The sequence below is a fragment of the Kitasatospora sp. NE20-6 genome (assembly GCF_045862635.1).
The window spans coordinates 1-11,984 of sequence record NZ_BPRL01000093.1; the positions used below are offsets into that span (position 1 = coordinate 1).

Annotated in this window: 9 protein-coding genes; 5 read left to right on the plus strand and 4 right to left on the minus strand. The window is 75.7% G+C overall.

Features of this window, described 5'->3' with window-relative positions:
• The first annotated feature begins 69 nt into the window (after positions 1-69).
• On the plus strand, positions 70-978 hold the full coding sequence (locus SNE206_RS37460; RefSeq protein WP_407918060.1) for a DNA-3-methyladenine glycosylase family protein: 909 nt from the start codon (positions 70-72) through the stop codon (positions 976-978).
• Positions 979-981: 3 nt separating this feature from the next.
• Here the strand turns inward: SNE206_RS37460 and SNE206_RS37465 are convergent, their stop codons facing one another.
• From SNE206_RS37465 to SNE206_RS37475, 3 genes are read right to left on the minus strand one after another with little or no spacing between them, the layout of a single operon-like run.
• Positions 982-2,274 carry a coenzyme F420-0:L-glutamate ligase gene (locus SNE206_RS37465; protein ID WP_407918061.1) on the minus strand — a complete coding sequence of 431 codons (1,293 nt, stop codon included), beginning with the start codon at positions 2,272-2,274 and terminating at the stop codon, positions 982-984.
• The gene (cofD, locus tag SNE206_RS37470) at positions 2,271-3,230 is read right to left on the minus strand and encodes a 2-phospho-L-lactate transferase (protein ID WP_407918062.1); all 960 of its coding nucleotides are present in this window, start codon (positions 3,228-3,230) and stop codon (positions 2,271-2,273) included. The genes SNE206_RS37465 and cofD overlap by 4 nt, the downstream gene beginning before the upstream one ends.
• 28 nt (positions 3,231-3,258) lie before the next feature.
• The gene (locus tag SNE206_RS37475) at positions 3,259-3,861 is read right to left on the minus strand and encodes a cysteine dioxygenase (RefSeq protein WP_407918063.1); all 603 of its coding nucleotides are present in this window, start codon (positions 3,859-3,861) and stop codon (positions 3,259-3,261) included.
• 692 nt (positions 3,862-4,553) lie between these two features.
• Here SNE206_RS37475 and SNE206_RS37480 point away from each other — a divergent pair.
• The 3 genes from SNE206_RS37480 (at position 4,554) to SNE206_RS37490 (ending at position 10,731) form a co-directional block, all read left to right on the plus strand.
• Positions 4,554-4,829: a WhiB family transcriptional regulator gene (locus SNE206_RS37480; RefSeq protein ID WP_405013068.1), complete on the plus strand. Its 276-nt coding sequence runs from the start codon at positions 4,554-4,556 to the stop codon at positions 4,827-4,829.
• 280 nt (positions 4,830-5,109) lie between these two features.
• Complete coding sequence (locus tag SNE206_RS37485) at positions 5,110-9,042, plus strand: glycosyltransferase (protein WP_407918064.1); 3,933 nt, start codon at positions 5,110-5,112, stop codon at positions 9,040-9,042.
• Positions 9,043-9,048: 6 nt separating this feature from the next.
• A complete protein-coding gene (locus SNE206_RS37490; protein ID WP_407918065.1) occupies positions 9,049-10,731 on the plus strand; it encodes a DUF5719 family protein in 1,683 nt (560 codons plus the stop codon).
• A 15-nt stretch (positions 10,732-10,746) separates the two neighbouring features.
• Here SNE206_RS37490 and SNE206_RS37495 read toward each other — a convergent pair whose 3' ends face one another.
• Positions 10,747-11,199, minus strand: a complete 453-nt coding sequence (locus SNE206_RS37495) for a metallopeptidase family protein (protein WP_405013070.1) — start codon at positions 11,197-11,199, stop codon at positions 10,747-10,749.
• 83 nt (positions 11,200-11,282) lie between these two features.
• Here SNE206_RS37495 and SNE206_RS37500 point away from each other — a divergent pair, with 83 nt between their 5' ends.
• The gene (locus SNE206_RS37500; RefSeq protein WP_407918066.1) at positions 11,283-11,696 is read left to right on the plus strand and encodes a DUF3499 domain-containing protein; all 414 of its coding nucleotides are present in this window, start codon (positions 11,283-11,285) and stop codon (positions 11,694-11,696) included.
• Positions 11,697-11,984 lie beyond the last annotated feature (288 nt).

The window sequence follows — 11,984 nt, forward strand, 5'->3', positions numbered from 1 at the left end:
CGTATCGTTCCCCGCGGACGACAGGCCACCCGGACGGCGGGGAGGCCGCACACGAGGGAGTGACGGGCGATGCCGGGCACGGTACGGCGGTGGCGCCCCGGATACCCGCTCGACCTCGGCCGCACCCTCTTCCCGCTGCGCCGCGGCCCGGCCGACCCGTCCTTCCACGCCGGCGCCGACGGCGCGTACTGGCGGGCCTCCCGCACCCCCGGCGGCGTCGGCACGCTCCGCATCGCCGCGCAGGCCGGCGAGATCGAGGCCCGGGCGTGGGGAGCGGGCGCCGACTGGCTGCTGGAGGCCCTGCCGCGGCTGCTCGGCGCCGAGGACGACCCCGCCGCCCTGGTGGTGCCGCCCGGCCCGCTGCGGGACGCGCAGCGCGGCCACCCCGGGGTGCGGCTGGCCAGGACGGGGCTGGTGATGGAGTCGCTGGTGCCCGCGATCCTGGAGCAGAAGGTCACCACCCTGGAGGCGTACCGCGCCTGGCGGACGCTGCTGCGGGACTTCGGCACCCCGGCACCCGGACCGCAGCCCGGGCTGCGGGCGGCGCCGTCCGCCCGCGACTGGGCGACGATCCCGAGCTGGGAGTGGCACCGTGCCGGGGTCGACCCGAAGCGGTCGGCGACGGTGGTGCGGGCGGCCCGGATCGCACCCCGGATGGAGGAGGCCGGGGCGTTCGGTCACGCGGAGGCCTTCGCCCGGCTGACGGCGGTGCCCGGCGTCGGCCCGTGGACGGCGGCGGAGACCCTGCAGCGCGCGGCGGGCGACCCCGACGCGGTGTCGGTCGGCGACTTCCACCTGCCGAACCTGGTCGGCTGGGCACTGGCGGGGCGGCCGCGCAGCGACGACGCGCAGATGCTGGAGCTGTTGGAGCCGTACCGGCCGCAGCGCCACCGGCTCTGCCGGCTGATCGGCCTCACCGGCGCCCGTGCGCCGCGCCACGGGCCCCGGCTGAGCCCGGAGGACCACCGGGGCCGGTAGGGCTCAGCGCACCGTCAGGAACGGTTCGGCGGTGCGGTCCGGACGCTCCTTCGGCGCCTCGGCGGGCCGGCCCACGGCGACGGCGCCCATCGGGTCCCAGCCGTCCGGGAGGTCGAGCACGGCGCGGACGGTGTCGCGGCAGAACATCGTCGACGACACCCACGCGGAGCCGTAGCCCTCGCCGGTGAGGGCGACCAGCAGGTTCTGCACGGCGGCACCGATCGCCACGGTGAACATCTCGCGTTCGGCGGCGGCCCGGCGGGCGTCCGGGTAGGCGTGCGAGCCGTCCATCACCAGGCAGGGCACCACCAGGTACGGGGCGTTGCGCAGGACGTCGCCGCGGGCGGTGCGGCGGGCGACCTTCGCGTCGTCCCAGCCGTCGAGCTCGCGCAGGTCGCGGCGCCAGGCGTCGAGCATCGCGTCGAGCAGGCGGGTGCGCGCCCCGGCGCTCTCCAGCAGCACGAACCGCCAGGGAGTGGTGTGGTGCGGGGCCGGCGCGGTCACGGCGGCGGCGACCGCACGGCGGACCGCGCCCGGGTCGACGGGCTCGGCGGTGAAGGCGCGGACGGTGCGCCGCAGCGTCACCGCCTGCCGCAGCGCCTCGGAGGTGCCGAGCCGGAACATGTCGTCGGCGGCGGGGCGGACGAGCTCCCGGGCGCCGTCGCCGTCCTCGGCGGTGACGAGCCCGGCGAGCCCGCGGACGACGGCGACCGGCGTGCCGGTGGACTTGCCCTTCACCAGGTCGCCCGCGGCGGCGAGCTCGTCGGCGGTGGCGGTGACGGTGAGCTGCAGCGGGTTGCCGTGGCCGTCGGTGCGGCCGCGGTGGTCCTCCAGGACGGACAGGCCCGCCGCGCCGATCGCGACGTCGGTGAGGCCGGTGCGCCACGGACGGCCGAAGGTGTCGGTGACGATCACGGCGAGCCGGCGGCCGGTGAGCTCCTGGAGGCGCTTGCGCAGGCCGCGGGCGGAGGCGTCCGGGTCCTCGGGCAGCAGCAGCACGGTGCCGGGCGGCGTGTTGGAGGCGTCGACGCCGGCGGCGGCCATCACCAGGCCGTTGCGGTTCTCGACGATCCGGGCCGGGCCGCGGCGGGCGACGACGCGCACGGTCTCGGCGTCGATCGCGGCCTCCCGGTCGGCGGCGTGCAGCAGGCGCCCCTCGGCCTTGCTGACGATCTTCGAGGTGACGAGCAGGATGTCGCCGTCCTCGAAGTCCCCGTGCTCGGCGATGAGCGCGGCGAGGTCGGCCCCGGGCGGCACCTCGGGCAGGCCGGTGACCGGCACGACCTGCAGGCTCACGCGCGCACCTCGGCGGCGAGCTCCAGCGCGGCGCGGGCCATCGCGGCGGTCGCCGGCACGTCCGTCATCAGCAGCGGCAGCGCCCGGCAGCGGATGCCGGCCGCCTCCACCCCGGCGACGGCCGCCCCGTCGGCGGTGTCGACCAGCCAGCCGTCGAGCAGGTCGGCGCCGTAGTGCCGGGCGACGGCCTCCGCCCCGGCCTCGACGCCGACCGCGGCGAGCACCTTGTCGGCCATGCCGCGCACCGGCGCGCCCCCGATGATCGGCGAGAGGCCGACCACCGGGGCCGCGGCGGAGACGAGCGCGTGCCGGATGCCGGGCACGCCGAGGATGGTGCCGATCGACACCACCGGGTTGGACGGCGGCAGCAGGACGACGTCGGCCGCGGCGATCGCCTCCAGCACGCCGGGCGCGGGCTTCGCGGTGTCCGCGCCGACCGCGACGATCGCCTCGGCCTCGACCTCGGCGTGCAGCCGCACCCAGTACTCCTGGAAGTGCACGGCCCGGGTGCCCTGCTCGTCGGTGATCCGCACGTGCGTCTCGACCCGGTCGTCGCTCATCGGGATGAGCCGCACGCCCGGCCGCCAGCGGTCGCACAGCGCCTCGGTGACCGCGCTGAGCGGGTACCCGGCGGCGAGCATCTGGGTGCGGACGATGTGCGTGGCGAAGTCGCGGTCGCCGAGCCCGAACCACTCGGGCCCGACGCCGTACGCCTTCATCTCCTCCTTGACGGACCACGTCTCGTCGGCCCTGCCCCAGCCCTGCTCCTCGTGGATGCCCCCGCCGAGGGTGTACATCACGGTGTCGAGGTCGGGGCAGACCTTGAGTCCGAAGAGGTGGATGTCGTCACCGGTGTTGCCGATGACGGTGATCTCGTCGCCGGGGGCGACGGCCTCCTTCAGTCCGCGCAGGAAGCGCGCCCCACCGATTCCGCCAGCCAGTGCCACGATGCGCATGGGGCCATCCTGCCAGTCCGCCGGGCGCTCACCGCGGCTCGGGCTGCCGCTCCGGCACGGCCGCGCCGTACTGGTTCATCTCGGTCAGGCCGGGGGAGTACAGGTGGATCGAGACGGCCGGCTCCAGCGAGGCGTTGACCACCTCGTGCAGGTAGCCGGAGGAGAACACCCGCTGCCCGCCCGGTCGCAGCGCCCGGCTGCCCTCGCCGGCGTGCGTGAGGGAGCGCTCGGTGAGCTCGCCCTGCACGACGGTCATCACGCCGGAGGACGCGCCGTGGTCGTGGAAGCCGCTGCCCTGCCCGGGCAGCCAGCTGAGCAGCCACACCTCGTAGCCCGGGCCGGTCTCCAGCCGCTCGTACCAGCGGGTGAGCGCGTCGTACGCGACGAGGGGCTCCCAGCGGGCGCGGTCGGCGGCGATCTCGCGGACGAGCCGGGCGTAGCCGGCGACGGTGGTGGGGTGGTGCGGCAGGTCGGTGCGGGCGAGGTGCGGGAAGGCCAGCGGGTCGCCGGCGATGGAGACGTCGCTCAGGCCGTCGGCCCACGGGTGGCGGGGGGCCGCGATCTGCACGGCGGGGGCGGCGCGGAGGAGGTTCTTCCTGCGGTCGCGGTTGCGCTGACGGATGCGGGGCATTCGCACGGGGGTCCTCGGATCGTCCGGGTCGGTCGGGGTGCAGCCGATCCGCGGAGATTCGGGGACGTGGTTCGCGCGGGCGGCCTCGATGTTCGGGCTGTGGCCGGCGCTCGTGGGACGCGGGCGCCTAGATACAGCGGGAACAGAGGCAACAACAGAGCGAGCTCGCGGCGCGCGTGACCACGGCCTGGCGGCCGTCGCGGCGGGGGGCGAACTCTGACATGGGAGCAAGGAGACCGCACGAGGTGCGGGGGTGTCAACCCGATCTCCCGGACATTCGGGTCGCATCAGGCATGAACCACCGGATGGAGTGATAAATCCGCCTCTAGGTTTCGATGCGAAGATCGCCGGGAAGGCAGCCCGGTACCCGGGCAACCGGATCGCCGCCCCCGGCGTCCCCATGATCGAGGAGTCGATCGGGGGGTCGTCCGGACGGTCGGCCGGCGCCGGCCGCGTGTCGGGTTCCCGGGATCCTTCGGATGGTTGCGCCCACTCCGGTCGAATGTCCGGGTTGTCGGGATGTGTGCACTTTTGGTGGTGGCTTGGTTCCGGGGAGTGAATCCTCGACCCAATACCAGAGCTCGGCTTGACTGGGCCAGAGTGGCGCAACTGTAATTTCACTCGTGTCGTTCCGCCGCTCAGGCAACGGCAACACCACGGGGACGCCAAGAGGGGCAGAGGAGGCGCGCCAGATGAGCGAGCTCTTTGAGCTTTTGATCGGTGACGGCATCGAAGAGGACGAAGAGGAGGAACTCGGCTGGCAGGAGCGCGCACTCTGCGCCCAGACCGATCCCGAGTCCTTCTTCCCCGAGAAGGGCGGCTCGACCCGGGAGGCCAAGAAGGTCTGCCTCGCCTGTGAGGTCCGCTCCGAATGCCTGGAGTACGCCCTCGCCAACGACGAGCGCTTCGGCATCTGGGGCGGCCTGTCCGAGCGCGAGCGCCGACGTCTCAAGAAGAGCGCGGTCTGACGGGCCCAGATCCCAGCTGTGCCGGGCGCCCCACCGAACGGTGGGGCGCTTTCGCGTCCCCGCACCCGCCCTTCCCCCAGGACCGCCTCCGCCGCCGCTCGGCAGAGCCGTTAGTGTGGTGCGCCATCCGGGTGCTCGTCATCCGGCGCCCGCGCACCGCCGCCCGCCCCGCCCCCACCGGCAGCCCCGGTGACCTCGGCCTCCACCGGACGGCACCGCGCACCACCCGCCGTCGTCCACCGGCTGCGTCCGCCGACAAAACCTGGGGCCCGCGAACTCGATGACTGTCTACAGCCACCAGAGCGGCTTCTCCGCTGCCCGGCCACCCGCCTACCCGCGCCACCTGGTCACCGCCGTCATCGTCTCGCACGACGGTGCCCGCTGGCTGCCCCAGGCGCTGGCCGGCCTGCTCGGCCAGGACCGGCCCGTGCAGCGCATCCTCGCCGTCGACACCGGCTCCACGGACGACTCCCCGCAGCTCCTCCAGGACACCCTCGGCGACTGGCTGCCCGAGAGCGGCCCCCTCGTGCTCGGCCGCCGCTCCGGCTTCGGCAACGCCGTCGCCCAGGCCGTCTTCAACAGCCCGCCGCTGCGGCCCGAGGACCTCCCCTACAGCCTCGACCCCTCCGGCTACGACCCCGTCACCGGCGGCTGGGACGACTTCGGCGACCCCCTCGGCCGCCAGGACGACGACCTCGGCCGCTCCGGCCCGCGCGAGAGCCGGCCCGTCGAGTGGCTCTGGCTGCTCCACGACGACTGCGAACCCCAGACCGACGCCCTCCGCCGACTCCTCCAGGTCGCCGACTCCACCCCCAGCGCCGCCGTCGTCGGCCCCAAGCTGCGCAGCTGGTACGACCGCCGGCAGCTCCTGGAGGTCGGCGTCACCATCGCCCGCTCCGGCCGCCGCTGGACCGGCCTCGACCGCCGCGAGCAGGACCAGGGCCAGCACGACCAGGTCCGGCCGGTGCTCGCCGTCTCCACCGCCGGCATGCTCGTGCGCCGCGACGTCTTCGAGGAGCTCGGCGGCTTCGACAAGGCGCTCCCGCTCATGCGGGACGACACCGACTTCTGCTGGCGGGTCAACGCCGCCGGCCACCGCGTCGTCGTCGCCCCCGACGCCGTGCTCCGCCACGCCGAGGCCGCCAGCCGCGAACGCCGCTCCATCGACTGCGGTGCCGCCCACCCGCACCGGGTCGACAAGGCCGGCGCCGTCTACACCCTGCTCGCCAACAGCCGCGGCGCGCTCTTCCCGTACGTGCTGCTGAGGCTCGTCCTCGGCACCCTGCTGCGGGTCCTCGCCAACCTCGTCGGCAAGGACCCCCGCCAGGCCTACGACGAACTCGCCGGCCTCAACCACGAGCTCATCCGCCTGCCCCGGCTGCTCACCGCCCGGTCGCGCCGCAAGCGCACCCGCTCCGCCGAGGCGCTCGACGACCGCACGCTCTTCCCCGCCCCGGGCGCCACCGCCCGGCTCGCCGTCGAGACGGCGATCTCCTCGCTCGGCATCGGCGGCGCCGACGACGCCGGAGCCGGACGCCACGGCACCGTCGAGTCCGGGCCCGGCGACGACGACGCGGACGACCTCGTCGTCGAGCAGTTCGTGCTGCTGAAGAAGCTCGCCCGGCGCCCCGCGCCGCTGCTCTTCACCGCCCTCCTGATCTTCGCCCTCGCCGCCTGCCGCAGTCTGCTCGGCACCGGCGACCTCTTCGGCGGCGCCCTGCTGCCCGCCACCGACGGCGTGGCCGGCCTGTGGAACGCCTACGCCGACCCCTGGCAGCCCGTCGGGACCGGCTCCACCGCCGCCACCCCGCCGTACCTCGCCGTCCTCGCCGTCCTCTCCGGCGCGATGTTCGGCAACGCCAACCTCGCGCTCAGCCTGATCGTCGTCCTGGCGGTGCCGCTCGCCGCGGTCAGCGCCTACCTGGTCTCCCGCCCGCTGATCGAGTCCAAGATCGTCCGGGCCTGGGCCAGCGCCACGTACGCGCTGCTGCCCGCCGCGACCGGCGCGATCGCCCAGGGCCGCATCGGCACCGCCGTCCTCGCCGTGCTGCTGCCGCCGCTGGCCCGCGCCGCGGCCATCTCGGCCGGCCTCGGCATCCGTAGCGAGAGCGCCGCCAAGGGCGCCCGCCCCGGCTGGCGGCCGGTGTGGATGGCCGCCTTCATGCTGACGCTCTCCACCGCGTTCGTCCCGCTCGCCTGGGCCATCGCCCTGCCGCTCAGCCTCGCCGCCCTCGTCCACGCGGTGCTCCGCGGCGGCGCCTTCGGCTCCGGCCCGGCCGCGCTGCGCCTGCTGGGCCTGCGCGTGCTGGTCGTGCTCGGCGTGCCCGTCCTCATCCTCGCCCCGTGGTCGCTCCAGGTGCTCGCCCACCCGTCGCGCCTGCTGCTGGAGGCCGGCGTGCCCGGCTTCAGCGGACACGCCGCCACCCCGGCCGGCCTGCTGCTGGCCAACCCCGGCGGCGCCGGCACCCCGCCGGTCTGGCTCTCCGCCGGCATCGTCCTGGCGGCCCTCGCCGCCCTGCTGCGCGCCGACCGCCGCCGTGCCGTCCTCGCGGCGTGGGGCGCGGCCGGAGCCGGCCTGCTCTTCGCCGTCGTGGTCGCCGGCACCGCCGTCACCCCCGCCTCCGGCGGCCCCGCCGTCGCCGCCTGGGCCGGCCCGGCCACCCTGCTGACCGGCGTCGCGCTCCTCGCGGCCGCCGCGATCGGCGCCGACGGCGCCAACGCCCGCGTCTCCGGCATCGCCTTCGGCTGGCGCCAGCCCGTCGCCGCACTGGTCCTCGCCACCGCCGTCCTCGCCCCGCTGGGCAACGCGCTGTGGTGGGCCGTCGCCGGGGCCGACGGCCCGCTGCAGCGCAGCCGCGAGGCCATGCTGCCCGCCTTCATCGCGGAGCAGGCCGGCACCACCGACCGCTCCCGCACCCTCGTGCTCTCCGGGCGGGCCGACGGCACCGCCGTCGGCTACGCCCTCGTCCGCGACTCCGGCCTGACCCTCGGCCAGGCCGAGGCCACCGTCGACGCCGCTGCGGACCAGGACCTCACCGGCGTCACCGGCCGCCTGCTCTCCGGCTCCGGCGGCGACCAGGCGCACGCCCTCGCCCGTTACGGCATCGCGTACGTCGAGGTCAGGGATCCGCTGATCGCCAAGGTCCGCGACGTCCTCGACACCACTCCCGGCATCACCCGCCTCAGCCAGGGCAAGGGCATCGCCATCTGGCAGGTCACCGGCGCCGAGGCCACCCGCGCCGTCATCACCTCGCCCAAGGGCGGGGCCGACGTCCCGGTGCCCTCCGGCGCCCACGACATCGTCACCCGGATCCCCGCCGGTCCCGCCGGCCGGGTCCTGCGCCTCGCCGAGCAGGCCGGCCCCGAGTGGCAGGCCACCCTGGACGGCACCGCCCTGGAGCCGACCACCCTGGACGGCGACTGGGCCCAGGCCTTCACCCTGCCCGCCGACGGCGGCAAGCTCGTCGTGACCCGCTCGGGCAGCGTCGCCCACACCGGCTGGATCACCGCCCAGCTGCTGCTCGGCCTCGTCGTGCTCGTCCTCGCCCTGCCGGGCCGCCGCAACCACAAGGACGACGACCTCCCCGAGGACGTGGTCGCCGCCCAGGCGCTCGCCGCGGCCGCCGAGGCTCCCCTCCCCGGCAGCCGCCGCGCCCGCCGCATGGCCGAGCGCGGCGAGGGCGACGGCACGGAGGCCGAGGCCGGGGTCTACGCGGGCATCCCGCACCAGGGCGACGCCCCCGACGGCGACCCGGACCAGGCCGAGACCTACGCCGACCCGTACCAGGCCGACCCCTACCAGAGCGGCTACCAGGACACGTACGGCTGGGAGCAGCAGCAGCCGGCCCAGGAGCAGCCCGCCCCCGGCTACGAGCAGCAGCCGTACCAGGGCGGCTACGAGCAGCAGGGGTACGAGCAGCAGCCGTACCAGGGCGGCTACGAGCAGCAGCAGGGCTACGACCAGCAGCAGGGCTACGAGCAGCCCGGGCCCGGCCACGACGGCACGCAGTACGCCGACCCGTACGCGCCCTACGGCTACGACCAGCAGCCCTACCAGGGCCAGGACCAGGGCCAGGGCTACCCGCCGGAGGAGCAGCAGCAGGGGTGGGCACCCGCCCCGCAGCCGGGCGACCCGTACTACGACCCGAACGCGACGCACCACGACGGCTACGACAACGGCGGGCACCCGCACCACCACGGAACGGGGAACTGACCCGCGATGAAGAAGCCCAGCATCAAGGCACCCGCGATCAAGCGCCCCGGCCTCGGCGGACTGCCCGGCGGCAGCCGCACCGGACAGTCCCTGCTGGCGGCGGCGGCCGTGCTCGGCGTCGTCTTCGGCATCGCGGAGCTGCGGCCGCCCGCCGACCCGTCGGCGGCCGACAGCCCGAAGGGCGTCACCAGCGCGCAGGTCGAGCGGACCTCGCTGCTCTGCCCGGCGCCCGTCCAGGGCCTGCTCGGGAGCACCGCGCTCACCGTCTTCAGTCCGGCCGGCGCGAGCGGCACGGCAACGGGCGGCAGCGGGTACGTCTCCGACGTCGTCCCGCCCGCGGCCGCGGCGCCCGCCGCCTCGCCGTCCGCGGGCGGCTCCGCGCGCCCGTCCCCGAGCGGCTCGCCGAGCAGTTCCCCGAGCGCGTCCGCGAAGACGTCCGCCCCGGCGTCGGCCTCCGCCTCCGCGGCGCCGTCCGCCGCGGCCCCGGCCGACGCCCGGCTGAGCCTCGCCAAGGCCGGCGTGCCGGTGACCGGCCAGGCCGCCCCCCAGGAGGCCCCCGGCAGCGCCGCCGTCGGCACCGGCGCCTACGCGCCCGGCTTCAGCGTCTCGCAGACCACGACGATCAGCGATCCCTCCCGGATCGGCCTGTACGGCCTCGACTGCGCGCCCTCCGGCACCGACTTCTGGTTCGCCGGTGCGAGCACCGGGCCGGGCCGCTCCGACTACGTCGGCCTGGTCAACGGCGACTCCGCCCCCGCCACCGTCGACATCCGGCTCGTCGGCGAGAAGGGCGCGATCGAGACGGAGTCCGGTGTCGGCCTCAACCTGGCGCCCGGCACCTCCCAGACGGTGAGCCTGAAGAGCCTGCTCCCGGCGGAGACGGCGGACCTCGCCGTGCACGTGGTCGTCCGCAGCGGCCGGGTCGGCGCGCAGCTCAACGTCGCCGAGGCCGGCAAGGGCGGCGACTGGATCGCGGCCTCGGCCGCCCCCGCGGCCGTCCAGGTGATTCCCGGCCTGCCGGGCGACGTGAAGACCGGCCGGCTCGTCGTCGCCGCCCCGGCCGACGACGACGCCGACCTGAAGGTCCAGGTCTCCGGCAAGAACGGCTGGTTCACCCCGGCGGGCAAGGAGACGATCCACGTCAAGGCGGGCATGGTCGCCGCGCTGCCGTTCGAGGAGATCACCAAGGGCGACGTGGGCGCGATCCGGCTCAGCCCGACCGACCCGGAGCACCCGACGCCGGTCGTCGCCGCCGCCCGGGTCGACCGGAGCGCCAACGGCAAGAGCGACGCCGCCTGGATCAGCGCCGCCGGCCCGATCGGCAAGCGGGCCGTCCTCGCGGACAACCGCGGCGGCGGGGCGACCACCGTCCTCCTCACCGCGACCGGTGCCGCGGCCAAGGTCAGGCTCACGGCCTCCGCGGGCAGCGGCGGCGGCACCCCGGCGACCAAGGAGGTCGACGTCCCGGCGGGCACCACGGTGGCCGTGCAGGGACTGGAGCCGTCCGGCCTGAACGGCGTGTACGGGATCACCGCGGAGACGGTCTCCGGCGGCCCGGTGGTCGCGGCGCGGATGCTCTCCCTGCCGCAGAAGGACGTGCCGATGTTCACCGTGCAGGCGTTCCGCAACGACCGCAGCACCGTGACGGTGCCTCACGCGCAGAACGACCCGGGCGTGCTGCTCCGCTGAGCCGTCCGGTGGGTGTCAGTCCTCGTCGTAGCGGGGGTCGATGGCGTCGGGCGACAGCCCGAGCAGCTCGGCCACCTGCTCGATGAGGATCTCGTGGACGAGCGTCGCCCGGTCCTCCCGCGTCTTGGCGCGGATCTCGACCGGGCGGCGGTACACGACGATCCGGCTCTTGCGGCCCTGGTGCGCGGGGATGACCCGCCCGAGCGGCACGCCGTCCGGGGCCTGCTCGCCCGCGACCGGCGGCAGCGGCACCTCCTGCACGGCGAACTCGACGTCCACCAGCTGGGGCCAGCGCCGCTCCAGGCGTTCCACCGACTCGCGCACGTAGTCGTCGAACAGCTCGGAGCGGGTCAGCGCGATCGGAACCTGCGGCGGCGCGAGCGGTCCGCGCAGGCCACGGCCGTGGCGGTCCCGGTGGCGCGGTCGCCGCTGCCCGCCGGCCGGTGACGGAGATGTGGGGCTGTCCATATCAGTGTCGAGCGTAGTCCCTGCACGGGCGGAAACGGACCACCCGCGCCCCGTGCGGCGGCGACACGGAACGCTCCGCGGGGGTGGGTCGTCGCGGCCCGCTCGGGAGTGCGGTACCGTCCACCCTCGTGAGCTCTGTACGTCGTTGTTCGCGGACCGCGTGCGGCCGGCCGGCCGTCGCAACGCTGACGTACGTCTACGCGGACTCCACCGCGGTCCTGGGGCCGCTCGCGACCTACGCCGAACCGCACTGCTACGACCTGTGCGCGGAGCACGCCGAGCGGCTCACCGCCCCGCGCGGGTGGGACGTCGTCCGCCTCGCCGCCGACATCGGTCCCGTCCGCCGTACGAGTGACGACCTCGAAGCCCTCGCGAACGCCGTCCGCGAGGCCGCCCGCCCCCAGGAGCGCAGCCCGCGCCAGGGCGGACCCGACGGGGATCCGGGCGAGGTGGGCCGCCGCGGCCACCTGCGCGTCCTGCGGTCGCCCGACAACTGAGCCGTTCCCCTCCCCTTCGCCCCCGGCCGGTACGCTGCCCCGTGATCGGGCCCTTCCGGGCGCGTCCCGGCGGCACCGCGCGGGACCACGGCCCGCGTCCACGGGACGCGCAGGCCCCCGGACGTCGAACGGGTCCACGTCACAGAGATGCGGAGCGGCAGTGCGGGATCTGAGTCAGCTGGTGAAGGCGTACGACGTCCGGGGTGTGGTGCCGGATCAGTGGGACGGGTCGCTGGCGTGGGCGTTCGGTGCGGCGTTCGTGCGGGTGGTGGGGGCGTCGGCGGTGGT